25 protein-coding genes are annotated in these 26,762 nt (G+C 49.4%); 17 read left to right on the top strand and 8 right to left on the bottom strand.

What is annotated here, in order from left to right; translation table 11 throughout:
- Positions 1-66 precede the first annotated feature (66 nt).
- Both L0Y31_RS13500 and L0Y31_RS13495 read right to left on the bottom strand, forming a co-directional pair.
- The gene (locus L0Y31_RS13500) at positions 67-348 is read right to left on the bottom strand and encodes a DUF7683 domain-containing protein (RefSeq protein ID WP_234733600.1); all 282 of its coding nucleotides are present in this window, start codon (positions 346-348) and stop codon (positions 67-69) included.
- A gap of 84 nt (positions 349-432) precedes the next feature.
- Positions 433-1,638: an exo-beta-N-acetylmuramidase NamZ family protein gene (locus tag L0Y31_RS13495; protein WP_234733599.1), complete on the bottom strand. Its 1,206-nt coding sequence runs from the start codon at positions 1,636-1,638 to the stop codon at positions 433-435.
- 200 nt (positions 1,639-1,838) lie between these two features.
- Here L0Y31_RS13495 and L0Y31_RS13490 point away from each other — a divergent pair, with 200 nt between their 5' ends.
- The 3 genes from L0Y31_RS13490 to L0Y31_RS13480 all read left to right on the top strand — a co-directional run bounded on the left by L0Y31_RS13490 (position 1,839) and on the right by L0Y31_RS13480 (position 7,074).
- Positions 1,839-3,062 (top strand): ABC transporter permease, encoded by a 1,224-nt coding sequence (locus tag L0Y31_RS13490; RefSeq protein WP_234733598.1) that lies wholly within the window; start codon positions 1,839-1,841, stop codon positions 3,060-3,062.
- A 118-nt stretch (positions 3,063-3,180) separates the two neighbouring features.
- Positions 3,181-5,382 carry a S9 family peptidase gene (locus tag L0Y31_RS13485; RefSeq protein WP_234733597.1) on the top strand — a complete coding sequence of 734 codons (2,202 nt, stop codon included), beginning with the start codon at positions 3,181-3,183 and terminating at the stop codon, positions 5,380-5,382.
- Between the two features lie 51 nt (positions 5,383-5,433).
- Entirely contained in the window at positions 5,434-7,074 is a 1,641-nt protein-coding gene (locus L0Y31_RS13480; protein ID WP_234733596.1) for a M1 family metallopeptidase, read from the top strand.
- 34 nt (positions 7,075-7,108) lie between these two features.
- On the opposite strand, the gene L0Y31_RS13475 is transcribed toward L0Y31_RS13480, so the two are convergent.
- The 4 genes from L0Y31_RS13475 to L0Y31_RS13460 form a co-directional block, all read right to left on the bottom strand.
- Positions 7,109-8,068, bottom strand: coding sequence for a LiaF transmembrane domain-containing protein (locus L0Y31_RS13475; RefSeq protein WP_234733595.1), 960 nt, complete (start codon positions 8,066-8,068; stop codon positions 7,109-7,111).
- An 11-nt stretch (positions 8,069-8,079) separates the two neighbouring features.
- Positions 8,080-8,586: a PspC domain-containing protein gene (locus L0Y31_RS13470; RefSeq protein WP_234733594.1), complete on the bottom strand. Its 507-nt coding sequence runs from the start codon at positions 8,584-8,586 to the stop codon at positions 8,080-8,082.
- A 164-nt stretch (positions 8,587-8,750) separates the two neighbouring features.
- Entirely contained in the window at positions 8,751-9,371 is a 621-nt protein-coding gene (locus L0Y31_RS13465) for a beta/alpha barrel domain-containing protein (RefSeq protein WP_234733593.1), read from the bottom strand.
- A 221-nt stretch (positions 9,372-9,592) separates the two neighbouring features.
- Positions 9,593-10,630: a TIM barrel protein gene (locus L0Y31_RS13460; protein ID WP_234733592.1), complete on the bottom strand. Its 1,038-nt coding sequence runs from the start codon at positions 10,628-10,630 to the stop codon at positions 9,593-9,595.
- A gap of 275 nt (positions 10,631-10,905) precedes the next feature.
- On the opposite strand from L0Y31_RS13460, the gene L0Y31_RS13455 reads away from it, so the two are divergent.
- Both L0Y31_RS13455 and mnmA read left to right on the top strand, forming a co-directional pair.
- Positions 10,906-11,478 (top strand): dihydrofolate reductase family protein, encoded by a 573-nt coding sequence (locus tag L0Y31_RS13455; protein WP_234733591.1) that lies wholly within the window; start codon positions 10,906-10,908, stop codon positions 11,476-11,478.
- 296 nt (positions 11,479-11,774) lie between these two features.
- The gene (gene mnmA, locus L0Y31_RS13450) at positions 11,775-12,899 is read left to right on the top strand and encodes a tRNA 2-thiouridine(34) synthase MnmA (RefSeq protein WP_234733590.1); all 1,125 of its coding nucleotides are present in this window, start codon (positions 11,775-11,777) and stop codon (positions 12,897-12,899) included.
- Between the two features lie 172 nt (positions 12,900-13,071).
- On the opposite strand, the gene L0Y31_RS13445 is transcribed toward mnmA, so the two are convergent.
- Positions 13,072-13,557 (bottom strand): OsmC family protein, encoded by a 486-nt coding sequence (locus L0Y31_RS13445; protein WP_234733589.1) that lies wholly within the window; start codon positions 13,555-13,557, stop codon positions 13,072-13,074.
- A gap of 205 nt (positions 13,558-13,762) precedes the next feature.
- On the opposite strand from L0Y31_RS13445, the gene L0Y31_RS13440 reads away from it, so the two are divergent.
- From L0Y31_RS13440 to L0Y31_RS13415, 6 genes are all read left to right on the top strand, one after another.
- Positions 13,763-14,626, top strand: a complete 864-nt coding sequence (locus L0Y31_RS13440) for a sugar phosphate isomerase/epimerase family protein (protein WP_234733588.1) — start codon at positions 13,763-13,765, stop codon at positions 14,624-14,626.
- Positions 14,627-14,713: 87 nt separating this feature from the next.
- Complete coding sequence (locus tag L0Y31_RS13435; protein WP_234733587.1) at positions 14,714-16,057, top strand: Gfo/Idh/MocA family protein; 1,344 nt, start codon at positions 14,714-14,716, stop codon at positions 16,055-16,057.
- Positions 16,058-16,253: 196 nt separating this feature from the next.
- Positions 16,254-17,180 (top strand): DUF389 domain-containing protein, encoded by a 927-nt coding sequence (locus L0Y31_RS13430; protein ID WP_234733586.1) that lies wholly within the window; start codon positions 16,254-16,256, stop codon positions 17,178-17,180.
- A gap of 63 nt (positions 17,181-17,243) precedes the next feature.
- Positions 17,244-18,344: a sensor histidine kinase gene (locus tag L0Y31_RS13425; RefSeq protein ID WP_234733585.1), complete on the top strand. Its 1,101-nt coding sequence runs from the start codon at positions 17,244-17,246 to the stop codon at positions 18,342-18,344.
- Positions 18,341-19,417: a sensor histidine kinase gene (locus tag L0Y31_RS13420; protein ID WP_234733584.1), complete on the top strand. Its 1,077-nt coding sequence runs from the start codon at positions 18,341-18,343 to the stop codon at positions 19,415-19,417. Before L0Y31_RS13425 ends, L0Y31_RS13420 begins: the two co-directional genes overlap by 4 nt.
- A 107-nt stretch (positions 19,418-19,524) precedes the next feature.
- Complete coding sequence (locus L0Y31_RS13415) at positions 19,525-19,710, top strand: hypothetical protein (protein ID WP_234733583.1); 186 nt, start codon at positions 19,525-19,527, stop codon at positions 19,708-19,710.
- 98 nt (positions 19,711-19,808) lie between these two features.
- Here the strand turns inward: L0Y31_RS13415 and L0Y31_RS13410 are convergent, their stop codons facing one another.
- Entirely contained in the window at positions 19,809-20,285 is a 477-nt protein-coding gene (locus L0Y31_RS13410; protein ID WP_234733582.1) for a hypothetical protein, read from the bottom strand.
- A gap of 295 nt (positions 20,286-20,580) precedes the next feature.
- On the opposite strand from L0Y31_RS13410, the gene L0Y31_RS13405 reads away from it, so the two are divergent.
- From L0Y31_RS13405 to L0Y31_RS13380, 6 genes are all read left to right on the top strand, one after another.
- A complete protein-coding gene (locus L0Y31_RS13405) occupies positions 20,581-21,039 on the top strand; it encodes a LexA family protein (protein WP_234733581.1) in 459 nt (152 codons plus the stop codon).
- A 1-nt stretch (position 21,040) separates the two neighbouring features.
- Positions 21,041-22,297, top strand: coding sequence for a Y-family DNA polymerase (locus L0Y31_RS13400; protein WP_234733580.1), 1,257 nt, complete (start codon positions 21,041-21,043; stop codon positions 22,295-22,297).
- 563 nt (positions 22,298-22,860) lie between these two features.
- Positions 22,861-23,118, top strand: a complete 258-nt coding sequence (locus L0Y31_RS13395) for a hypothetical protein (RefSeq protein WP_234733579.1) — start codon at positions 22,861-22,863, stop codon at positions 23,116-23,118.
- Between the two features lie 295 nt (positions 23,119-23,413).
- Positions 23,414-24,841 carry an arylsulfatase gene (locus tag L0Y31_RS13390; RefSeq protein WP_234733578.1) on the top strand — a complete coding sequence of 476 codons (1,428 nt, stop codon included), beginning with the start codon at positions 23,414-23,416 and terminating at the stop codon, positions 24,839-24,841.
- Between the two features lie 151 nt (positions 24,842-24,992).
- Positions 24,993-25,778 carry a glycerophosphodiester phosphodiesterase gene (locus L0Y31_RS13385; RefSeq protein WP_234733577.1) on the top strand — a complete coding sequence of 262 codons (786 nt, stop codon included), beginning with the start codon at positions 24,993-24,995 and terminating at the stop codon, positions 25,776-25,778.
- Positions 25,779-25,984: 206 nt separating this feature from the next.
- Positions 25,985-26,761: a DUF3223 domain-containing protein gene (locus tag L0Y31_RS13380; RefSeq protein WP_234733576.1), complete on the top strand. Its 777-nt coding sequence runs from the start codon at positions 25,985-25,987 to the stop codon at positions 26,759-26,761.
- The last annotated feature ends 1 nt before the right edge of the window (position 26,762 follow it).

The raw sequence follows: 26,762 nt of genomic DNA, 5'->3' as shown, positions 1-26,762 counted from the left end.
AAACAACGCCCAACAAGGGGCTAATGCTCAAAAATCAGCTCTGCTTAGCTAAAGATACCCAACTTCTTAGGCGCTGGATTCTTTTTCGATTCGTGCACATTCAACGTAATAAATGTGCTCATCAAAGGCGAATCCAATATTTTCATCTCTAAACAAGGGCATGTGTTCAGGGCTGATTTCGTAAAATTCGTGCATCGACGGGTCGTTGGCCGGAACGTCAAACGTTGCTTTGTATTTTTCTAAGGAAAAGTGCTGGAGGGGTATAAGTTTAACAAACTGAGAAGATTCTTTTTCAAAAACCGATACAACCCGTTGAATTGGACCGGGGTCTTCTGTATCCAATGCCATAGCTAACCTCAATTAATTCTTTACTAAGCCTATTTTGTAGCAATATCATGAAATCCATAAATAATTGCACAAAAACTTACATTTTCAAGGATAAATTAGATACTTTTTCCGCATCTGTTTGTAATTGCCCAGGCCCGGCTCCCAGGTTTTCCGAATGGCTGCTTCGGTCATTCCCGCCCGAATCTGCTTGCGAAGCTGGTCGGAGCCATACAGACGGTCGATGCCATTGTTCGCCAGAAAGAACTTGTCTTTATTCGTTGCTTTTTTGTAAAAATCAATCAGGTACGACAGACTGATTTGCCCTTTCGGTGGTGCTACTTTCGATAAATCAACCCCGTAACAAAGCTTCCCTTCCTGCGGCGGATTAATCGCGCCGGGCTTATCAACGGGTGTAAATGTATAGGAGCCGCCTTTGGCATCGGGCATCCCGAGTACCTGAAACTGCTTGTCAGTGCCCCGGCCCACGCTCACGACCGTTCCCTCAAAAAAACAAAGCGATGGATAAAGTAAAACCGCCTGCTGATTGGGCAGATTAGGCGAAGGCGCTACGGGCAACACGTAAGGCATTTGGTGGTTGTAGGTTGGCATTTTAACCACCGTCAGGGAGCAGGTACCCGCTGGCGTGCCGTCCTTTTTCTTTAGCCAGCCCTCGCCGTTGATCATCTGCGCCAGTTCACCGACCGTCAAGCCATGAACAACCGGAATGGGGTGCATTCCCACAAACGATTGAAACTTTGGATCCAGAATAGGCCCGTCGACAAAATTGCCGTTCGGATTCGGGCGGTCCAGCACCAGCAGTGGTTTTTTATACTCCGCGCAAGCCTCCATCACGTAATGCATGGTACTGATGTACGTATAGAAGCGCGTTCCTACATCCTGAATATCAAAGATTAAGACATCGAGCGAATCAAATTGCGCGGCGGTCGGGCGGCGATTGCTGCCGTATAAGGATGTGATCTGAATGCCCGTGCGGGGATCGCGGCTGTCTTTTATTTTCTCCCCGTCCGTTGCCTGGCCCCGAAAGCCGTGTTCAGGCGCAAAAATTGTTTTGATCGTGATGCCCAGGGATAACAGACTGTCTACTAAATGCGTTTTACCAATGATAGAGGTGTGATTGACCACCATTCCAACGCGTTTTCCTTGCAGGACTGGCAGGTATTGGGGTAGTTGTTCCGCCCCGGTCTGAATCGTTTTTGTTTCCGATTTACCGGATACTTTTTTTTGTTGTGCGTTACAGCCTATTGCTACCATAAACGCGCCCAAAAGAAGTAGTTTGCAAGCGTATCTCATTGGATTTATTGATCGATTATGCCGTAAAATGTTACTTTTAAGTCGCAATATACCCATAGTTGGTCGTAGACAGGTTTTCAGTGGTCAGTTTTTCGTTGGTTGTGGACTGCCCTTTTAAAACGCATCATTTCCGCCAGCCTTTAACGCTTGCCACTCACTGTCAACTGCCTGCTTAAAAAACTGCTTACCGAAAAAACGTTTTGAACACTTCGTTATTCATTGCCCGCCGGATTCGCCACGCTCCCATTGCCACGTTTTCGGCTACGGTTACTAAGGTTGGTATCGCCAGCATTGCCATTGGCCTATCCGTTATTATCGTTGCTTTTTCGGTTTTATTTGGCTTCAAGAGCACCATTCAGCAAAAGATTTTTCTGTTTGGCTCTCATATTCAGGTTTCCAAATTTTCTTTGAACAACTCCTACGAAGAAACACCGCTACCAGCACATACGAAGCTATACGACGAAGCAAAACAGATCAAAGGGCTGCGCCATATCCAGGCCGTAGCAATGAAGGCGGGAATCTTGCAAACCACGGACGAGCTCTCCGGGGCTGTCCTGAAAGGCGTCGGTAAAGACTACGACTGGCAGCAGTTTAAAGAAACATTGGTGGAAGGCAAGGTGCCGGAAGTGCAACCTGATAGCGGCTATTCTACCCAGATTTTGATTAGCCGACAAATGGCGACGCAACTGCAACTGGCGGTGGGCGGCGACGTGCTGATGTATTTTATCGATAATCCGCCCCGCGCCCGGAAGTTGCAGGTAACGGGCATCTACGAAACGGGGCTGCCCGAATTTGACAAAACGATGGTCATTGGCGACATTCGGATGATTCAGCGGCTGAACAACTGGGGTGCCGATTCGGTGGGTAGTTACGAGATTTTCGTCAATAATTTCCAGCAGTTGGACGCGGTTTACAAGCGCGTTCGTGAAGCAGCCTCCCCCGATATGCGCCCCGTCCGCGTGACCGATAATTACCGTCCTTTGTTCGAGTGGCTCATGCTCCTTGACAACAATACGGCGGTTTTTCTGACGCTCATTTTATTCGTGGCTGGTTTCAATATGGTGTCGATTTTGTTTGTGTTGATGATGGAGCGCACGCCCATGATTGGCCTATTCAAAGCGCTGGGAAGCTCCAATGCCCTTATTCGGGGCGTCTTTTTTTATGTGGGTTTGAATATGGTAATCAAGGGGTTACTCATCGGAAATGCCGTTGGGATTGGGCTTTGTCTGATTCAGGATAAATTCCGCGTTATTCCGCTGGACCCAAAAAATTACTACATGAATTACGTTCCGATTGAGTGGAGTATTCCGGTGATTGTGCTGGCTAATGTCGCCTCGCTGGCCCTCATTGGGCTCATTCTTTGGCTCCCAACAATCGTGATTACGCGCATTCAACCCGTAAAAGCCTTGGTGTTTAAGAAATAACCCGTTTCTTATAATTTAACCAGAATCGGTATTATTTTACCTTCTATTTTACTACTTCACGATTCTGCGGTATATTGTTGTACCAAAAACACCTTTATTTAAATCGCATTTTGCGGATATGAGTTATTTTAGTCTTCCTCTCAACCACCTTTCATTGAGAAGGCTGGGTTTTGTTTTTTTACTTACGTGTATTCTTTCGTCAAAATTGGCCGCTCAGCGCGGGAATCGGCCCATTACCTGGACCAAAGACGGAAATTCGTATACAACAATCAAGAATGGTTCGCTGGTAAAAACGGATGTTGCCACGAATCAGGAAACGGTGCTGGTAGCGGGCGAACAATTGCAGGTTGGCGGAAAGAGTCTCCCCATTGCGAGTTACGCGTTTAGCGACGACGACTCGAAAATGCTCATTTTTACCAATACGGCCCGCGTCTGGCGGCAGAATACCCGGGGCGACTATTGGATTCTTAATCGCAACACCAAACAACTGCGTCAGATTGGCAAAGACAAGCCTAGCCAGTCGCTGATGTTTGCCAAAATCTCCCCCGACGGCACGCGCGTTGCCTACGTCAGCGAGCGCAACATCTACGTTGAAAACATCGCTAACGGACAGACCACCGCCCTGACCACCGACGGCACGCGCAAGCGGATCAACGGTACGTTCGACTGGGTGTACGAAGAAGAACTGGATTGCCGCGACGGCTTCCGCTGGAGCCCGGATGGTCAGAAAATTGCTTACTGGCAGGTCGATGCCAGTGGAATCCGGGATTATTTGATGCTTAATACCACCGATTCGCTCTACTCGTTTGTCGTACCGGTTGAATACCCTAAAGTTGGTGAGGCACCTTCGCCCACCCGCGTCGGCGTGGTGAGCGCCTCTGGTGGCCCAACCACCTGGCTCGCTGTTCCCGGCGATCCGCAGCAAAATTACCTGGCCCGCATGGAATGGATTCCGGCAACACAGGAGCTTATCGTGCAGCAACTCAATCGGAAACAAAACGAAAGCCAGCTTTATATCTGCCAAAGCGGCAACGGAACCGCGCAACCCATCTACAAGGAAACGTCTACCGCTTGGATTGACGCCAAAGACGAACCCGTTGGCTGGCACTGGCTCGAAGGCGGTAAAAGTTTTGTCTGGGTATCGGAGAAAGACGGCTGGCGGCACATCTACAAACTGACCCGCGACGGCAAGAAAGAAACTCTGCTCACGACGGGCAAATACGACATCGCTTCCATCAGCCGAATCGACGAAGCGACGAATTACGTTTACTTCATTGCGTCACCGAACAACCCGATTCAGCGGTATCTGTACCGCGTCAAAATGGATGGCAAAGGCAAACTGGAACAGCTTTCGCCCGCGAGTCTAGCCGGAACGCACTCGTACAATATTTCTCCCAATGCGAAATGGGCCACGCACAGCTTTTCAAACTACAAAACTTTCCCGGCGCAGGAATGGATTAGCTTGCCGAGCCATAAGCCTTTGAAAGAAGCCGAGAGCATTGCGGCCACCAGCAAACCAAGTCCAGCCCAGAATCTGGAGCTTTTCACGGTCACTACCGACGATGGCGTAACGCTAAACGGTTGGATGGCCAAGCCCGTGCCCTTTGACAGCACGAAAAAATACCCGGTTGTTTTTTACGTGTACGGCGAACCGGCCACAACCACAACCAACGATGTTTTTGGCGCAGGCAGCAATCGTTTATTTGACGGCGACATGGCCAAAGAAGGCTATTGCTACATTGCCCTGGACAACCGGGGAACGCCCAACCTCAAAGGAGCCGCCTGGCGGAAAGCCATTTACCGCCAGATTGGTCGCCTGAATATTCGCGATCAGGCGATGGGTGCCAAGAAATTGTTCCAGCAGCGGTCGTACCTCGACACCAGCCGCGTAGCCGTTTGGGGCTGGAGTGGTGGCGGTTCGACGACACTGCACCTGTTGTTCCAGTATCCAGATATTTACAAAACGGGTATTTCGGTAGCCGCCGTGGGTAATCAGTTATTCTACGACAACATCTACCAGGAACGCTACATGGGTCTGCCGCAGGAAAACCGCGAGGATTTCGTGGCCGGATCGCCCGTAACGTACGCGAAAAACCTGCGGGGAAATCTGCTTTACATTCACGGTACCGGCGACGATAACGTGCACTATTCCAACGCCGAAGTTCTGATTAATGAGCTGATTAAACACAACAAACAGTTTCAGGTCATGCCGTATCCCAACCGAACCCACGGCATTTCGGAAGGCGCCGGAACCAACCAACATTTGCGGACACTCTTCACGCGCTATTTAAAAGAACATTGCCCCCCAGGCGCCCGTTAATTTCACCCTTTCCCGCCTCTTATAAAGGGGCGGGAATTAATTTTAATTACCATGCAGAAGTTTTTTCTGGTAATAACGGCGCTGTTGGTTTCCCTGACGGCTTCGGCTCAGCGCTATATTTTTACGCACGACGATACCTTGCGCGGGTCCATTACGCCCCAGCGGGCCTGGTGGGACTTAACTTTTTATCACCTCCAGGTGCGTGTGAACCCAACCGACAGCACCCTGAGTGGCAGCACCACCATTCACTACAACGTGCTGAAAGCAGCGCAGGAACTCCAGGTCGATTTACAGCGTCCTTTGCGCATGCTCAAAGTTGAGCAGGATGGTCAAGAGCTTCCTTTTCGACAGGACGGCGACGCCTATTTTGTCACGCTAAAAAAAGGCCAGCAACCCGGTAAAAAAGAGTCGGTTGTGGTTCATTATTCCGGTAAGCCGCGCGTAGCGAAGCGCCCGCCCTGGGACGGCGGTGTCACCTGGTCGCGCGATTCAACGGGGCATTGGTTTATTGCTACGTCCTGCCAGGGTTTGGGAGCCAGCGCCTGGTGGCCCTGCAAAGACCACATGTACGACGAACCCGATAGCATGTTGATCAGCGTGACCGTTCCCAAAGACCTGAAAGACGTGTCGAACGGCCGTTTGCGACGCGTTGTCGAGAATAATGACGGAACGCATACGTTCGACTGGTTTGTGAGTAACCCAATTAACAACTACGGCGTTAACCTGAATATTGGCCGGTACATCAACTGGTCTGACACGTTACAGGGCGAAAAAGGCCAACTGGACCTTAGTTTTTACGCTCTGCCCGAACACGAAGCGATGGCCCGCAAGCAGTTCCAGCAGGCGAAGAAAATGCTACGGGCGTTCGAGCACTGGTTTGGCCCCTACCCTTTTTACGAAGACGGTTTTAAGCTGGTCGAAACGCCCTACCTGGGCATGGAACACCAAAGCTCCGTGACCTACGGCAACAAGTTTCGGAACGGTTATCTGGGCCGCGACCTGTCCGGCACGGGCTACGGAATGCTCTGGGATTTCATCATCATCCACGAATCGGGTCACGAGTGGTTTGCCAACAACATCACCTATAAGGATGTGGCCGATATGTGGGTTCACGAAAGCTTTACCAACTATTCCGAAAACCTATTTACGGAGCATTATTACGGCAAAGCCGCCGGTGCCATGTATGTGATTGGTACCCGCCATAACATCCGCAACGACCAGCCGATAATTGGAACCTACGGCGTCAATAAATCCGGCTCGGGCGATATGTACTACAAAGGGGGAAACATGCTGCATACGATCCGGCAGCTGGTGAGTAACGATGAGCGGTGGCGGCAGGTTTTGCGGGGAATGAACAAGCAATTCTACCACCAAACCGTTGACGGTAAGCAGATCGAAGATTTCATGATCCAGCAAACCGGCATCAAACTGCAAAAAGTATTCGATCAATATTTGCGCGATACGCGGGTTCCTACGCTGGAATACCAAGTGACCAATGGCCAGATTAAATACCGCTGGACCAACTGCGTTGCCGGTTTTGACATGCCGGTACGGGTTTGTCTGAACGAAGCGGGTCCTTCGCAGAACCTGAAGCCAACTACCCAGTGGCAAACGCTTAAAGCGGCCAAGGCCACGGCGTTGACCGTTGACGCCAATTACTACGTCCTGGTTAAACGAAGCGCAGGTCTTTAAATGGCAGAGGGGAGCTAAACGGCTCCCCTCTTTTTTAGTAACGCTCTACTCTGATTTTCGAGATACCACTCTCATAACGAATGGTAATTTTCTTGGTACTTTGCGTATACCCAGAACTCTGGTAGATTCCGTCGCTTACTTCATTGAACCCTTCGAAATTCTTTACATTCAAAGCGCCATCGGCCTCAATCTGACAACCAACCGTTCTTGGCACCCGAATCGTCAAAGCAGCTACTCCGGACGAGATTTTTATGTCTGATTCGGCGGCCTTATCGCCTAGCTTCAGGTCAATTTTGGCGGCTCCTGTTTCCAGATCCAACGAACGAACGGCGTAGGAACTCAAATCCAGATCGGCCTGTCCGGCGCCAAAGTCCAGGTCGAAATCCCAGAAAGGCTTGTCATTTAACTTCAGGTCAACCCGATTTTTAAGCTTTCCTCTTTTCAGATTAACCTGGTCGTCGTTCAGGCGCATGCTAACCACCGCGGCATTATTGTCATTTTTTTCGACGCTCATGCTGTAGTTGGTGACTGTCACCTGCGAGTTCGCTTCAACGAGGCTATCCGAGGCGGTCCCAATCGTGAAAAAGCCCGCGCCCCCTTCAAATTTTAAGGTAGCCTGCCTGATTGTTGAATCCATCGGCTCGGCAAAGTGGTTGATCTGTACCTTGCTCTCTTCAGCCTCTTCTTCGTCTTCTTCCTCACTGTCATTCCAGCGATCGTTATCATGGATACCAACCTGAAAATCGCCGTTGTTAGAACGCATAGCACTCACAATGGCCAGGGGCACGGCAATAGCGAGCAGAATGGTTGTCACAACGGCGGCAGAACTTTGCCGCCGTCGCAGAATAATATTGACACCCGCCAGAACCAGCAATAAGGGCCAGAATCGGGAGAATATACTCCAGTCCAGATGAAACCAGCCGTAATTCTCACCCAGAAAAATAACCCCAACGGTAATAAGTAGAACAGCCGGAAAAATACCTCTTGTTTGCATGACTAGCTAAATTAAAGCGGTTGCTGCGGATTGTTCGGCGGATAGGTTCCCCCGTAGGACGAGCCGGGATTGGTGCCATCGTTCCAGGGATCATGCGGCTTGTTTCGGTCTTTCACCAGCAACCAGATACCCAGCCCAATCAGGAACAGCGGCCAAAGCTTTCCCCAGTCAATGTCAATATCAAACCACTCCCGCAGGAAGAAAACCAAACCGATCACGATTAGGATGGCTCCACCTACCAGACTACCACTTTGTTCATTGTTACGACTCATAACTGTTTCAGGATTAGAGAAAACATTGGATTGATCGGACTCAGATGCAGTCGCATAGCCGAATTTCCGCTCGGGCAAGGCGATCCACAAGATAATGTATACCAGCAAAGAAGGGAAACTCGGCAGAAAAATGCCCACAATAAATAAAACCCGAAAGAGGACTTTATCGACCTTAAAATAGTCAGCCAGTCCGGCGGCAACCCCGCCCAGGACAGCATCTTCGCGCAAACGTTCTAATCGTCTCATGGCATTTTGTTGTTTTGACGATGTAAACGTAGCCCTATCCGGCCTTGTTCTCAAGGTGAGTTATAAGAATGGATGCCGGACAGGATGAAGAGGGGTTTTTGCTGGATAGTTGGTATTACCAACTACTGTGTTTAACCAAGCCATAAATAAGCTTGAAAGGCTGGTTAATCTTCCTCCAGTATTTCCAGAATATCCATGAGTTCACCAAATTCACGGTAGCCGGGGCGATCCTCTTGCCCACCGGTCAACGCAATGCCTTTAATGGGCATATCAGTCAGCAGGTCATGAATATTTTCGGCCGTAACCCCCGTGCCTAGTAACAAGGAATACCGGTCGGCAAGCCGCTGCAGAGCCGTTTTAAGTTCTTCGTCCAGGTTGAACGCCGCTTTACTTTCCAGTAAAATATAAGTCAGCCCTGCGTAATTCGCCGTCAGCAGCGCTTCCATCTGGTCCAGGGTCAGCAGGGCCAGATCCAGTTTCAGGATGACGGGCAAATTAAAGGAAGCGACATAGGGCACCAGCGAAGCCTCTTCGACCTGCACGCCGTCTGGCTGGTAGGTTTCCAGCAGCGCATCAAGCGTCTCCGGATCCGTTACCGCTGTTTCGCCGATGATTTGCACGCCCGCCACCCAGGACCGAATTTCTTCAAATTTTTTCGGCTCGATGTATTGTTCGGAATCTTCGTCCATGGAAAAGCCTAACAGGTCTACCCCCATTCCGGCGCAATACCGGGCATCACTGAGGTTCGTAACGTTGCTAATCTTGACGGTTGTTTTCAGAGCCATTTTGGAGATATTAGTGAACAGTTGATAATTCTTTGCGCGAGGCAAAAGTAATTCTGTATGATCAACTGTCCACTATTGGCTAAAGTTTTCGTATTCCCTCGCGAATACTTTTGTTTGTTTCCTGTCTATTAAGCAGAAAAACGAGCGACGGCGGGTAACTGGCGATTGCACCTGCTTTGACCCGACGTAGCCCGCGTTATTTCTCCTATCTTTTCAGATGATTAACTCAAAATCTTCCGACAGAACTCGAAGCACTTGCTCACTTCCGCTACCGATGTTGATCCTTGGGGAACCTGGTATTCCAACTCGATAGTAGCCGGAAACTGGTATCTTTTTTCGCGCATCAAGCCCAGTACTTCCTTCAGTGGCGTATCGCCCTGGCCCCAGGGCAAATTCCCTTTGCCGTGCGTCGGAGCCTGCCGGTCTTTGATGTGCATACTGGCAATGCGGTCGTGTTTTTGCTGAACCAGATTCAGCGGGTCGGGCTGCCCGGCAGCGATGTAGTGCCCTAAATCAAAATTCAGAGCGTTGCCCGGCGATTGAGCCAGCGCCGCATCCCAGAACGTGGGGGTTTGCTGTTCATGCCCATGATAACCCACCCGAATGCCGTGTTTCTGCGCCATCTGACCTAGTTTAAGCGTATGGGCTTCGTTGACCGGGTGTTCGAGCGTTATCTGGTTGGCTCCCAAGGTCTTAGCTGCACGCATACCATAATCTATTTCGGCATCAGAATTCTGCATACCGAACGCATCGGGCTTAAAACCGTAAATGCTTACACCCGCCTGGTTATACATCTTCCGTACCTGCTCAAATTTTGCCATAGGCACCTTTTGCCGCCAGTTGGCCATTTCGGTCCGGTACGCTTTCAGCTTGGTTTCGGCTTCAGCCAGTGTTTTTTGCTCATCCTCGGTCAGCGTTTGGTTTTCGCGGCGTTTGCGCATGAGTGGGTACATGCTCCGCATGTCAACCGTGTTTTTAGGTGCCCCCGCGAACGATTCGACGGGAGTGCCCATGAGCTCAATGGCGCTGATACCACTGTCGAGCACATACTTTAAGGTGGCTTCCGCGCTCTGGTCGGGCATATCCCGGTACGAATACGTAATTACGCCGATCTGCACCCCGTTAATCAGGGAATTTGGCTTGTTTAAGTTTCGGATCAGGGCAGGAGCGCCCCAAAGCTTGTTGGGACCCAGGACGGCACCAGCCACCAACGCGGCGGAGGCTCCCAGAAAATGACGACGGCTTTGATTTGGTTTCATGAGGTTTAAGAATAATCGGCTACTAGAGCCAAGCTGAGCCTCTGCTTGGTACAGTGCTTTTACCCACTGATTTGGCTTTGCTATGGCTCACTAAATGTAGCTAATTAAACTATCCGTATTTACTGATCCAGCAATTTTAGTAAACTAGCCTGAACGGATACTGCCACGCACGAACGGAAAGACTTTATTTGTCGTAATTCACCCCCTTCAAAGGCGCATTAACAACCCACTCCTTTAATCGGCACAGACTAATTTTGTAAAAAAACAAAACGACCATGCGAAAATTAAAACTGCAAGTACAAATGACCCTTGATGGATACATCGGGGGCCCGAACGGCGAAATGGATTGGGCGGTCTGGGATTGGGATGATCGATTAAAACAATACGTTGGTGACTTAACAGAACCGGTTGATTGCATCGTCCTGGGCCGAAAGCTGGCCGAAGGGTTCATTCCCTACTGGGGTTCCGTGGCCGCAAATCCTGAGAACCCGGAATATTCAGCAGGCCAGAAATTTACGAATACCCACAAAGTTGTTTTCACCAAAACGCTCGATAAATCTGATTGGGCAAATACGGTTCTGGCCAAAGGTGATCTGGCTGATGAAATCAATAAACTGAAAAATCAGGACGGCAAAGACATTATCGTTTACGGCGGTGCCACGTTCGTGTCGGCCCTCATTCAGCACGGCTTGATTGACGAGTTTCATCTTCTAATCAACCCCACGGCGATTGGCAACGGGATGGCTATTTTCAACCAATTAGACCACCAGCAGGGATTGACCCTAATTAAATCCATTGCCTTTGACTGCGGCATTGTTGTGCTCCATTACGAACCAAAACGCGCTTAACGCTATTTCCCAACATCCTGAAATTACATGCTTTTTAATCGTTTCATGAAGCTTTGAAAAGCCGGTTTTAAGTCTTCAAAAATTCGACTAGCCAGAAAGTGCTACATTTGTGCGTTATAACGCGAATGGATTTGGCTGAAAAATTGTTAGACTATACCTGTAGTGTAGTACTGTATCTATAAAAGCAAGCCATTTCGGTTTGAAATTGTACTTTTGCGTTGCTTTTAGCTTTATCAAATTTACCGAAAATCAATACAAATTAAATCATCGCAGGGCTTTGAACCCTGGCAGATCGCATGAGTAAACACGGACGCATTTTGGTCGCCATGAGTGGCGGCATCGACTCCTCCCTGGCAGCAGTTCTGCTGCACGAACAAGGCTACGAAGTAATCGGTATGACCATGAAAACATGGGATTATGCCTCCTCCGGCGGTTCTAAAAAAGAAACCGGTTGTTGCAGCCTGGATTCCATCAACGACGCCCGCAACATTGCCGTCAATCTGGGCTTTCCCCATTATATCTTAGACATTCGGAATGAGTTTGGCGATTCGGTTATCGACCATTTTACGGGCGAATACCTCGAGGGACGGACCCCTAATCCCTGCGTTTTGTGCAACACACACATCAAATGGGACGCCCTGCTCCGCCGCGCCGACCGCCTTGATTGCGAGTTCATTGCGACGGGACATTACGCGCATATCCGGGAAGAAAACAACCGCCATATTATTTCCAAAGGCGTTGATACCCTGAAAGACCAGTCGTATGTTTTATGGGGGGTTTCGCAGGAAAGCCTGAGCCGCACCAAACTACCGCTGGGCCATCTGCGTAAATCCGAAATCCGCGAAATGGCCACCGAACGGGGCTTTCTTGAACTGGTTACGAAATCGGAATCCTACGAAATCTGCTTCGTTCCCGACAACGACTACCGGGGCTTCCTGAAACGCCGGATTCCGACGCTCGAAAAAGAGGTAGCAGGCGGTAATTTTGTAATGGAAGATGGCCGCGTCGTGGGCAAGCACGAAGGCTATCCGTTCTACACCATCGGCCAACGCAAAGGCTTAGGCATCGCGCTGGGACACCCGGTGTTTGTGACCGAAATCCGGAAAGATACCAACGAAGTGGTGCTGGGGCTCGACAAAGACTTGTACCGCGACGGGATGGTAGTCCGAAAACTGAATCTACAAAAATACGACCGCATCGAAAAACCGCTCGAAACGGTTACTAAAATTCGGTATAAAGACGCTGGTACTCCGGCCCTGATATCGCAGGTTTCCGACGACCAGATCAATGTTTTGTTTGAGCAGGGCGTTAGCGCCATCGCTCCCGGTCAGGCAGCCGTTTTCTACGAAGGTGACGATGTCATTGGCGGTGGCTGGATCATGAAAAGCTTCCGGCAAACAGACAGTTTGTCGAATAATTAAGTAAATGAGTGAGTGAGTGAAAGAGAGAATGAGCGCATGGCTTCCAGTGAATTAACTCCATCGACAGTCCGAGTAATCACGCCGATTTAACTCAGACTTCCACAGGAGTAACGCCCTGAAATTTAGCCACTTATTCACTCTTTTGCTCTCTCCCTCATTTCTCGCCCCAGCGCTAATGCGCCCGCTCTTCGCTAACCCGACAGATTGGCTGGTGCAAAACCGGAAAATTTACTGAGTTCGCAATAAAGCAAAGCTGATTGGCGCGGTGGTGCAAGGCGTTGGCCTGATCTATAAGCTGGGGATCGGTTATAGTGACGATGGGACGAAGCGTTACCTCCGTAAAACGGCCACCGCCATCCGCAGTTTCTTCCATAATACCCGTGGCCTCGCCCTCATACGCCACAACAACAATCCCCGCCTCGGCACACAAATGCAGGTACCACAGCATGTGGCAAGACGCCAACGAATCGACCAACAAATCTTCCGGGTTATGCCTGGTTTTATCGCCCCGAAAGGCCGGGTCTGATGATCCCAGAATATCCGCTTTACCCGGATGCAACAGCGTAAAATTCCGGTCATACGCCCGATAATCCATCGTTCCCTGGCCTTTGTTGCCCGTCCATCGAATGGTTGACGTGTAGCTATGCTGTCCTTTCATTGGGCGTTTAATTCACTGACGAAATTTATAAAAAAGCGTTTACTGAACCAGGCTTGCAAGCAAGCCAAATGAATTTTATTGGCAACGAAATAGTACGTAAACGGCGTTCTAGCCGATTTATCCCGACTTTTACTTTGCTTTATAAGTAAAAAGTACCTTAGCTTGCCTTACTGTAAAAAGCGCCAAAATTGACCAGTCATTACCGATGACAACACGAAGATCTTTTCTAAAAAATGCCGGCGGCTACATGGCCCTAGCCAGCATGACTCCCGCCGTCGCTTCTGCTAATGCGCCCGAAATGCGCGATTCTGCCAATGAGGATTTGTTCAAGTTGGGCATGGCGGGCTATACGTTTGTTCATTTCAATCTGGATCAGGCCCTGGAAATGATGAAGAAAACCGATGTGCATTACCTATGCATCAAGGACTTCCACCTCCCCTACGCCAGCACGCCCGAGCAAATTGCCGCCTTTCACGAAAAGCTGAAAAATTCGGGGGTGACGGGCTATGCCGTTGGTCCGATTTACATGAAAACAAACCAGGAGGTGGACAACGCCTTCGCCTACGCCAAACGCGTCGGTGTCAAACTCATTATCGGTGTTCCCAATACGGAGCTTCTCCCATACGTCGATAAGAAAGTAAAAGAGTACGATTTCCGGTTCGCCATCCACAATCACGGACCCGATATTGAGCTGTACCCTAACGCCATTTCTATCCACAACGCCATCAAAGACCTGGATTCCCGGATTGGCTTCTGCTTCGATATGGGCCACGATAAGCGCAACGGCGATGATCCGGTAGCGGACCTGCAAACCTATTCCAAACGCATTTTCGACATTCACCTCAAGAATGTTACGGCGGCTTCCAAGGCGGGGAAAACCTGCGAACTGGGCCGGGGCGTGATCGACATTCCGGCGTTTGTGCAAATGCTGCGGAAAGTTAAATACAGTGGGAGCTGTAGCCTGGAATACGAAAAAGACATGAAAGATCCGCTGGCGGGTATTGCCGAATCGGTGGGGTATTTCAAAGGTGTCTGCGACGCGTCGAGATCTGGAAAACGCAAGGCATAACCTGCTTATTTGGCCCAGATTGGGCGTTTCGGGCTTTGTCTGAATGGGCTTGTTTTAATAATATTGCTTTTTAAGCATCTGTAATTCATGGAAAATTCCAGAAGAGATTTTATCAAAAAAGTAGCCCTGGGAACCGCCGGGGTTTCGTTTGGTGGATTGGCTAATGGCATGTCGGCTAAAAGCTACGCCAAAATCGTGGGAGCTAACGAACGTTTGAATATAGCCATCGCCGGACTTGGTCGCCGACTGGACGCCTACTACGAACCCATTGGCAAAAAAGACAGCAATGTAGAACTGGTATATCTGTGTGATGTCATGCAGAAGCAACGTGAAGCGGCGGTGAAGAAATTCGCCAAACACATCACGTACACACCCAAGCTCGAAAACGACATTCGCAAAGTTATTTCCGATAAAAACGTGGATGCGCTCATCAACGCCACGCCCGATCACTGGCACGCGCCGGGAACCTGGATGGCGGTGCAGGGCGGCAAGCACGTATACGTCGAAAAACCGTGTAGCCACAATCCGCGCGAAGGCGAACTCCTGGTAGCGTTTCAGAAAAAATACAACAAGGTGGTTCAGATGGGAAACCAGCAACGCTCTTCCCTGGAGTCCATCGACATCATTAACCAGATTCACAACGGCGTGATCGGGACGCCTTACAAAGCCGTTGCTTTTTATGCAGCTTCCCGCGGGGAGGTGCCCATTCCTAAAAAAGCGCCCGTGCCCACCGGACTGGACTGGGAGTTGTTTCAGGGACCCGCGCCCCGCAAAGCGTACACGCACGACACCTGGGACTACAATTGGCACTGGTACGGCTGGGATTACGGCACCGCCGAAAGTGGTAACAACGCCACCCACGAACTGGACGTAGCCCGCTGGGCCTTGAAAGTTGACTTCCCCGAACACGTTGCGGTCGAAGCGGCCAAGCGGCACTTTGCGGACGACGGTTGGGTGATGTACGACACGATGGACGCTACCTTCCGCTTTCCCGGCAATAAAATCATCAAGTGGGACGGCAAAAGCCGCAACGCGCACAAGACCTACGGCAGCGATCGGGGAACGATTATTTACGGAACCAACGGCTCTGTTTACGTTGACCGGGGTGGCTACCAGTTGTTCAGCCGCGAAGGCAAAGTCATTAAAGACAGCAAGTCGAAAGGAGCCGAAGCCGGAACCGCTCTGGGCGGTGGCGGCGATATGTCGACGCGGCACGTGGTTAATTTCTTTGAAGCCATTCGGGGCAAAGAAAAACAAGCTTCGCCGATTGACGAAGGGGCCAAGAGTGTGTTGCTTTGCCACTTGGCCAACATTGCTTACCGCACCAACAAGCCGCTCGATGTTGATTCGAAAAACGGCCACATTCGCGACCGCGACGCCATGAAACTGTGGGGCCGGGAATACGAAAGAGGCTGGGAGCCGGTCATCTAAATAAAAAATCGCACAAGAACGTTTTTCTAAATCAGATAGAATGAGTTACGGAGCCATTTCGTAACTCATTTTTTTTGCCGCTGCTGGCTTCTATTTCGGTTAAACCATTGATTCCGTACGGAGTTAGTAGGTATGAGGGTTCAGTAAAACTGATGAACCAGGCTCATTTTCATTTGTTTCCCCCATCCTAAACGCTATGCACCGGACCCTGGAAGTCTCCGTACCTGCCGACCGAACCGACCAATTAATTGACCATTTGTGTCCGTACCCGGAGGTAATCGGGCTTGCCGTTCTACGCGGTGCCTCCATCAAGCCTAAAGGAGACATATTGACACTCAGCGTATTAAACCGGGGAGCGGATAAAGTCCTTCAGCAAATCCAGACTATTTGTACCGGCTCGGAGTATAGCATCGCCACTGCGGAACAGGCTAGCCTGATTGATCCGCAACAAGACGGTCTTATCGAAGAAGACTACGACGAAGCCATCTGGGAAGAGATGGAAACGGGCCTGAGACACAACGGCTGCATTACCGCTAACTACTTGTCGCTGATGGCGATTGGCGGTGCTGTTGCGGCGGTTGGTCTGGTATCCGATCCGGCTCCTCAGGCCATTTCCTTCGTAGCGGCGGCGGTCATTGCACCCGGTTTTGACCCACTCGCCAAACTGTCGTTGGGGATTACGTTACGCAAGCCCGGCTTGATCAAAAAAGGCATAAAATCCACGCTGGCGGGTTACGCCTTACTCGTCGTAGCGGCGGCGGCGGCCTTCTGGATTATGCAATGGACCGGTTCAGCCAGCGTCATTGATTTTACGACTAACCCGGAAGTGAAGCATCTGTCAGAGCCTACCAGCCGGGAAATGATCATGTCCGTTTGCGGGGCGCTGGCGGGCGGCATTATGGTTGCCTCCTACCGGGAAAGCTTTATTGCCGGGCCTATTATTGCGCTGGCTTTTATTCACGCCTCGGCCACGATTGGGGTGGGTCTTGCCAGTGGTGAGTGGGCTTTGTCGGTCGAAGGGCTGGAACGCTTCGGGCTGGATATTTTATTTATCGTTGCGGGCTGCTGGTTTGTCTTCGTTATCAAGCAACTCTTTGTGCATAAGCGAAAACCCATTGTTTAGCTTTTCAGAAGGAGATGTAACCATTCCGCGCTGATTTTACGGAAATGATCGTAAATTTACCGAATGGTGCTGCCTTTACTGCAAAGTAAATTACGGACAATTTTCAGCGAGCGGCTTGACGCCAGAATGAAGCTGGGCAGAATTTACGCCCAGGCTTGCCTTGTGGTTCTTCCCTGGTTTGTGCCACTGGCAGGCCACTTGTTCTGGGGCGCCAGATATCTTTCCAGTTGGTCAACCTTTCTGGGAATATCCCTCACCCTCACGGGCACTACCATGCTGGCTACTGCCTTGACGGTTAACATTGCGTGGCGGGTTATCAAACGCTTTCCAGAGCCTCATCAATCCGTCTACCGGGTTGGCCTTCTGGCCTTTCTGTTTGTGTTGCTAAGCCTGTTGTTTGCCCAGGGCATGATGCGGAGCTTCGACGCCCTTAATCTATACGGCTACCGATATCAACCCCAAGCCGCCCTCTGGATTCTTCTCTTTTTTGCGCTGATCAACATTCTGGCGGCGGGGCTTTGCGAATTTGCGTATGCCTTTACGCAGTGGCGGGTTAATAAACTGGAGTACCAGCAGTTTGAGCAGGAAAATTTACAAACTCAGCTCAACGAAATCAGGGAGCAGGTCAATCCGCATTTTCTATTTAACAGCCTGAATTCCTTATCCGTATTGATTGGCGAAAATCCGCAGCAAGCCGAACAGTTTGTGGATGAACTGGCCAAGGTTTACCGGTATCTGTTGCAGGTGGGCGAGAATCGGTTGACCACGCTGGAAGCAGAAATACAGTTTATCCGCTCCTATTCTTATTTGCTTTCTACCCGTTATGGGGCGGGATTTACGTTGCAGATCGACGTAGCCGACCACTACCAGTGCAACTTACTTCCTCCTCTAACCCTGCAACTCCTGGTAGATAATGCCTTAAAACACAACGCTGTTACAACGAGTCGTCCCCTTCACATTACCATTAAAACCACTAATTCCGATCGTCTGCTGGTTCAGAACACGATTAACAAACGCCAAGTAAAAGTGCCGCTGAGACGAGCCGCGTTGGCCACGCTGATTGCCCGGTATCAGCAATTTAATTACGGCCCCATTCAGGTTGTGCCCGACGATCATTATTTTACGGTCGATTTACCACTGCAATCGACCGCACCTGCCTTATGACCCAAACGCTACTTACTCGCTCTTTCTGGCGGTTTAGTCCCCGCGGCCAATGGACATACGCGCTACTGGTGCCCTGGTTTGTGCCTTTTATTAGTTATTTATTCATTGGCGACCCTTACGGAAATGATATTCAGACTTTTGCGGTAGGAACGCTTACATTCTGGCTTATGACTACCGTCGCTTTTATGACCCACGATTGGGCGGCAACGGCCATTGCCCGGCGCTACCCTAGTCTGCGGCAAACCATCCAACGGTCTTTATTGCTTTTTGTCGCTTTTTCGTTTCTTTCAGGCTCTTTTCTGGCCGTATACACGTGGTTTTTTATTCAATTTAAGCCCTTTAACTCGCAGCTTACCTACGATTCGGTAGCCCTGGTTTACATCTTTGACTTAGGAGCCATATTCATATTGGTTCTGCTTTACGAAACGCTCTATTCGCTGGCGATGTGGCAGGAGAACCGGCTGGGGAAGGAACAACTCAAAAAGGCGCGTTTGCAAAGCCAGCTGCAAAGTCTGAAAAGCCAGATCAATCCGCACTTTCTGTTCAATAGCTTAAATTCGCTTTCGTCTATGATTGCCGATGAGCCCGAACGCGCCGAACAATTCGTAGACGAAATGGCCAAAGTTTACCGTTACCTGCTCCAAAATAACGAACAGGAGTTAACCACTCTAGCCGTTGAACTCAACTTTATTCAATCGTATTACCATTTGCTGCGGACACGACACGGATTGGGCCTGCACCTGCATGTATCCATTGAGGACTCGTACATGACGTACCAGATTCCACCGCTGACGTTGCAACTGTTGGTCGAAAATGCGGTCAAGCACAACATTATTCAGACAACGAAACCGCTCACCATCGAAATTTACACTAGCCCGGAAGGAAACTTACACGTTCGGAATAACCTCCAGGCCAAAACCGCCCGCATTGCTTCCAACCGTGTTGGCTTAGCCAACATTATAGCAAAATACCAACTGCTCGCAACGACCCAACCGATTATCGACCAGAGTTCGACCCATTTTACGGTGACCTTACCTTTACTTGCGCCGTTGACCAGTGATAAGAATCAGTGAGTTGCTCAATAATACCACAGCCTAATCTTTTCAGCGTATTCTAGTTTGGCGATTGCTTTCCTGCCCGCCTTCGCGTATGATTGCGCAGAATAACAACCTACTCAGCAATGGAAGAAATCAATTATGGCGACCGCGTTTGTCACGTTAACCCGGCAGTCAATCAGGGGCAGGAAATGGATGTGCTAAGCACGGAGGACGACAAGGCACTTTGCAGCCTGAGTGATGATTCTGAAGAATGGTTTGCCCTCAGCGAGTTGCGGATTACTAAAAAATCGGAAGGCGATTTTATCTAGCCCTCCGATTCAACTTAGTTTAGCTTACTAACAAGCAAGGAAACAGCGTCGTACATCCAGCTTTGAATCTGGCGTAAGGCAATGCTCCTGGCTTTCTATTACTTATCCAACGAATCGATAGCATCGTAGGCTATCCCGGCGGCCAGCGCATAAACGGCGTGGTGCAACCCATCAATGGCTGTTGTCTCGGGTTTTGCTTCGGTCACGGGTGGTGCCAAATCGAGGCTAGGCAGCATCACCAGCTCAGCGCCCCAGATTGCCACAAAATGCGCCAGCGTCGCCGGCCATCCTTTCACGCCCGCTAGGGCCAATACACCCCGGGGAATGCCCCAGGCGGTGCCGTACGTCCAGTGAATTTCCTGCGAAACCTGTTCCTTCTTGGCTTTTCTCACGGGTTTCACATCCAGCACTTTAGAAACTGCATCGGCAGGAACGGTGCTGGCTGGGCGCTTCGTGATTTGCATTTCAATCATTTGTGAGATGGTAATGGCTACCGTGCCAGCAAAACCAGCCAGTATGCCGACGCCGATAGCTGTTCCCAGCTCCTTCATCGGGTTGTTTGTCTCGATTTTCATAAGCAATCGTCGGGTTGAAATTGGGTTTTTATACACTACTCGGCTTTGCTTCAGAAGGTTTTAGGACTTATCGTATGCCTTGATCAGAAACGTTTTATGCAAACTATAACTATCCTATTAGAAAAGAAAAGCAATACATTTACTGCTACCTTTTATGATATATCGCCAACATAATGTTTCACTATCTTCTATTTAGATAACAAAAAGTAACTAAATACTGGTTTTTATATTCTTAAAAATGCATATTGCTTTTGTATAATATCATTAGCTAGCATGTATTTAAAATAGCGCTGCCATGAGGAATCAGATTGATCCTGCTGATTGCATTCCGCCCGATTGGATTGTCAAGGCGACGGCAAAAACGCCGCTGGCGATTCCCTTTTTTGCCAGCTATGTGCAGGCCGGTTTTCCTTCCCCCGCCGACAATTACATCGAGAAAACCTGCGACCTCAATGAGCTATGCATTACCAACCAGCCAGCGACTTACTTTGTGCGGGTGGGGTCGGATAGCTTGAGTGGCGACCGAATCGAGCGCGGTGATATTTTAGTGGTTGACTGTTCGAAAGAGCCGGTTGGCGGCAAAATTGTGGTGGTCTGGCTCAACGGACAACTGGCCGTCAAGCGCATTCAATACGCGGCGGAAATGGTGGTTTTGTTGCCCTCCAATCCGCAGTATTCGCCCATTTACGTGCATCCCGGCGATGAATTTAAAGTACTCGGGGTAGTAACTTACGTCATTCAAAAAAAGATCTGACATGATCGCCATCGCCGACGCCAACAACTTTTACGTAAGCTGCGAACGCGCTTTTAATCCTACGCTGGAAAAAAAACCGGTTGTTATCATGAGCAATAACGATCTGTGCGTGATTGCCCGCAGCAACGAAGCCAAAGCACTGGGTATCAAAATGGGGCAACCCTATTTCCAGGCCGAAGAGTTTATCAAGGCGCACGACATTCAGGTTTTCAGCTCAAACTATGTTTTGTACGGCGATATGTCGGCCCGGGTAATGAGTACGCTGGCGCATTTTGTCGAAGACGTTGAGGTCAGCAGCATCGACGAGGCTTTTCTGGACCTTACCTCCTGCCCGGGTAATCCAGACGATATCGGTCGCCAGCTAAAAGCTACCGTTTCCCAATGGACCCGCATCCCCCTGTCTATTGGCATTGCGCCCACGAAAACCCTGGCTAAGGTAGCCAACTGGTACGCCAAGAAAGCCCCCGAAAGCGGCGGTGTTTTGACCTTTCAAGACCCCGACCAAATCAACAGTGCGTTAAAAAATTTTGAAGTAGATAACCTGTGGGGCATTGGCCGTCGATACGCCACGCTCCTAAAAAAGAACCATATTCATACCGCCTGGGATCTGAGTCAAGTCCACGATTTATGGATCGAAAAGCACATGACCGTGAACGGGTTACGGCTCGTTCATGAGCTGCGCGGCCTGCCGTGCCACCCCCTGGAAGTCGAACCAACGGCCAAGAGAGTTATTTGCGTAGCGCCTTCCTTTGGCCAGCTTATCCACGACCTGCCGACCATTCAAATGGGGCTGATGAATCACCTGGCGCAGGCCTCCCGGAAACTGCGGGCGCAGAACTCGGCGGCCAGTTCGCTCACCGTGTTCCTGCATACAAACCGATACCGCACCAACGCGAAGTACTATTCCAATAGCCGTTTCGTTCAGCTCCCCCACCCGAGCGGAAGCCTTAGTGAGTTGGCAAAATATGCTTCGGCTGCCCTCGAAGCCATTTTCCGATTCGGCTACGCGTACCAGAAAGTAGGGATCTATCTAACGGGTTTGGTCCCTCTTCATTATCAACAACCAAGTATCTTTACGGAAGGCCCGGATCCCCGCCACGCCAAGCTGAGCCAGGCCATGGACCAGCTCAACCACCGGTTTGGTCGTGATAAAGTACGCTTGGCGGCGCAAGGCTACGAAGAGCGCTGGCAGATGAAGCAACGTTGGCTGTCGCGCTGCTACACAACGCGGTGGTCAGATATTCTGGAAGCCATGTAATGCGGCCTTTTTTATTAATTCTCTTTATTAAAATGAGGAGCCGGCTAGGGCCAGCTCCGTTTCATGGGGCAATGTAAAGAACCAGCTCGGAGGCCGACTGATCTTTGTCTTGCCTAGCTAAGTGAGTTCTAAAACAACAAAATCTTTTGCGGATTCGGCAGAGAATAGATGTGAACGACACATATAGTGCAGTGAAAGTGCGTTTTATTGTAATGAAAGCCGAATTGCAGTTTGTTACTTATTTGCGCATAGTGGGTAAATCCAAGCTTCTACTTGGCGAAGATTGGTAAAGAACTGGTCTCTTTTCCGATCAAAAAGCTACCCTTGGCCAACCGCCTAAGTGGCTTGATTTTCCCCTCCCCCTTCTAATTATTTATTACGATTCATTCTGTCAATGGAGCGATTTTTCAGTTAATCTTTTAGCGGTTACGCTTATCTAAATACAATCTTTGTCTGTTTACTCAAAGATTATCAAGTTCTTTTGCATTTAATTTTCAGATACTTACCTTTGCGCACTCAAAACTATCCCACTAAAACGATTTTCGTCAATCAAACAACGTTATATGAGGTTAATAGTAATCTACCTATTTTGGGGTCATTACAAATCCTTAGAGTGTCGTTCCGATCGCGAAGGCCTGGAAATCCTTTCTGACTTAGCTACTCACGAAGACATGGAACCAGTTGGCGTTTACAATCCTAAGACCCGACGCATTACCTGGCATCCTGAAAATCCTTTCCGTTCTTTGCAGGAATCCGATCCAACCTTAACTCGCTTCCTGCTCAAAACGCAACTTTCTCAGTTGATGAGCAGCTACAACTAGCGCACGGCCTAGCTGAAATCACTTTTGTCCACTGTCTGGGAACCGCAGGTTATTTTTTGGTAAAAACAAGTACCTGATAGACCTGTTTTGAACCACGCTGCCAGGGAAAGCCAGCCAACTTGCTGGCTCTATTTTTTGGTAACTATCGCTCTTTCTTACTTCAAGATTTTAAAGCATTCCCTTCTTTACCCGATCTATTTCTGAGTTGATTCTCTGGCTAATGTCTCGCATCGGTAGACAAAGAATCCGAATATTTATAAATAACTTAGGGCCGCTGCTTTTAACTTTTTGATTTATGCGGATTACCCTTGTTAGCCTTCTTTTCGTTTTCTTTCACCTTCAGGGGCACGCCCAAAACACAAAAGCCCCGCGACCCAATATTATTTTTATCCTGGCGGATGATCTGGGATTTGGTGATGTAGGCTTCAACGGCCAGAAGCTTATCAAAACGCCTAACCTTGACCGGCTGGCGGCGGAAGGAAAACAGTTCACGCAGTTTTACGCCGGGACTTCGGTTTGCGCGCCCTCCCGCTCGTCGCTTATGACGGGTCAGCATACGGGACATACCTTTATTCGGGGGAACAAAGGCGTGGAGCCGGAAGGCCAGTACCCAATTGCTGATTCTGTGACCACGGTGGCCGAAGTGCTCCAGAAAGCAGGCTATAAAACGGCGGCTTTCGGTAAATGGGGGCTTGGCCCGGTTGGTTCAGAAGGCGACCCGAACAAACAGGGTTTTAACCGATTTTATGGGTATAATTGTCAGACACTTGCTCACCGCTATTACCCCAATCACCTCTGGGATAATAATCAGAAGATTGTTCTGAGCGAGAATGAAAATCTACGTCAGAACAAGCAATACGCCCCCGACCTGATCCAGAAAAAAGCGTTGGAATTTGTAGATGCTCAGGCCAATGGCCAGCCTTTCTTTTTGTTTCTGCCCTATATTCTCCCCCACGCGGAATTGCTGGTTCCAGACGATAGCCTGTTTCAATACTACAAAGGTAAATTTGCTGAGAAGCCTTATAAGGGTGCCGACTACGGATCTGACGCCAGACCGGGCGGTTATGCGTCGCAGGAATATCCGCACGCAGCTTTTGCCGCGATGGTTGCGCGGCTTGATTTATACATTGGTCAGGTCATGGCCAAGCTGAAAGAAAAAGGACTAGACCAGAATACCCTGATTGTTTTTACCAGTGATAATGGCCCTCACCAGGAAGGCGGCGCCGATCCGACGTTTTTCAACAGCGGTGGTGGCTTCCGGGGCTTCAAACGTGATCTGTACGAGGGCGGAATCCGGGAACCGTTTGTGGCCCGGTGGCCGGGTGTGATCAAGCCCGGCACCAAGAGTGATTTTGTCGGCGCTTTCTGGGACTTGCTGCCCACCTTTGCCGAACTGGCGGGTACTCGGTCGCCCTCGCGCATTGATGGCATTTCGTTTGTTCCGTCCTTGACTGGCAAAGGTGCGCAGCAGCAACACAATTACCTTTACTGGGAGTTTCACGAACAGGGTGGTCGGCAGGCCGTGCGGCAAGGTTCCTGGAAGGCGGTGCGCCTCGACGTTGCCACCAATCCCAAGGGGGCGGTTGAATTATATGATCTCAGTAAAGATCCCGCCGAAAAGAATAACCTGGCAGCCAAGCACCCCGACAAAGCCAAAGAACTGGGCCAACTCATGAACCAGTCGCACGTACCGTCGGCCCTCTTTCCTTTCGGAATCGAGTAAGCTGATTTTATTAAGAAATCGTGAAGATTAGACCAATAACCTTTTGATAATCAAAAGCCTGATTTATCGCTAACCCTAGGCGAAGCGTATAACCTCTTATCCACAAAGGAAACGTTGTACCTTGCGGCCCTCTTTTTAAATCTCTTGTCACATGAAACGTACTGGCTTACTTACAGCCATTTTACTCATGGCTTCCCTTTTTCCGGTAATGGCCCAAACGCAGGGACCGAAAACTAAAGTTATTGCGCACCGGGGAGCCTGGAAAAACACGGGCGCGCCTCAAAATTCCATTGCCTCGCTTCAGGAAGCCATCAAATTAGGCTGCTTCGGTAGTGAGTTTGACGTTCATCTTTCGGCGGATTCGGTGCTGGTGCTCAGCCACGACCACGTAATTCAGGGCGTTGACATTGAAAAGGCAACGGCGGCGCAACTGGCAGCGGTGAAACTCAGCAATGGCGAGTCGCTGCCGACGCTGGAAGCTTTTCTGAAAGAAGGATTGAAACAGTCAAAAACGCGGTTGGTTCTGGAAATCAAGGCGTCAAAAGTCAGCAAGGAGCGTTCGCTGGCCCTAACCACCAAAGCGGTGCAGATGGTTAAAGCCCTGAAAGGCCAGGCGCTCGTCGATTACATCAGCTTCGATTATGACGTTTGCAAAAGAGTGAAAGCGCTGGATCCGTCGGCAAAAGTGGCTTACTTAAACGGCGAAAAATCGCCCGAACAACTTGCGGAGGATGGCCTCTATGGACTGGATTATCACCAGAGTGTGCTGAAAAAGAATGAGAACTGGATTAAAGAAGCGCAGCAGAAAAACCTGACGGTCAATACCTGGACCATAAATCAGCGGGAAATGATGGATTGGATGCTGGAACGCAACGTGGACTTCATCACCACCGACGAGCCCGAACAACTGCTGAATATTCTGAAATCAGGGCGTTAAGCTCTCTCCCCGTCTTAAACGCATAAAAATTCCCCGCTTTGTCCGACCAGGCGGGGAAATTTGTTTGTGGGGTTATTGCACACGTATAAACCGCTTATCCAATTGGGCGAACAAAAGCTTGGAAGTGCTATATGAAGATGTTTTATTTACTGGATAGAAGGATCGTATTCTAAAAAAAATGACTGCCAATAAAGTGAACAATAAAAATGGCAAGACCACTTAAAATTGGGAAAAATGAATTCAAGTTCAAGAAAGATGCACTTGCTTTCTACAAGGCGATTTTGAATTCCTACAATTTTGGCGAATCGTTAAACGACTCTGATTTTGACGCAGTCGTGGCTCTTCTCGATTACGAGTATTTGAATTCTGTAGCAGAATATGAGGAGGCAGAGCACGAGACTGACGAGCTAGAAACAACAAAAGAAGACAGTAGCGAAGAGGGAAAAGACGATTTTTACATAAATGATATTCAAGTAGCGAGAGTTCAGTTTAATACCAAATGTTTTGAGGTCTTCTACTCTGATGAGACAAGTTATTACATTTCGTACTTAATGGCGCTTAACAAAAAAAGGTACGATTCTGAAAGACTGTTTTATGCTGCTTGCCGCAATTCAATTCATACTGATATTCACGCTGTGAAGCAAGCTTATTTCGATGCCTATTCTGTCAAGGGTCAGGTGAAGTGTCAAGAAACGAGCATTCTCTCAAAATGGACTGAATTGGTTGTTGATCACCGGCAACCCAACACCTTTTCGATCATCGTTGACCGTTTTAAAGAAGTGAATAATTTTGATTTAGAAGCACTGGAATACGATTCAAACCAACATAATCACATTATCTTCAAGGACGAAGCTTTGGGACAAAGCTTCAAGGATTACCACAAAGCCAAAGCGCACTTACGGATAGTTAGAAAAGAATGTAACTCAAGTCGAACTGGATTAGCTCGAGTAAAAAAGGCAACCAAAGATTTAACGGTAAAATGAA

Source organism: Tellurirhabdus bombi, assembly GCF_021484805.1.
Lineage (GTDB): Bacteria > Bacteroidota > Bacteroidia > Cytophagales > Spirosomataceae > Tellurirhabdus > Tellurirhabdus bombi.
Note: the sequence above shows the minus strand (reverse complement) of the source record. Positions and strands in the feature narration are given on the sequence as shown.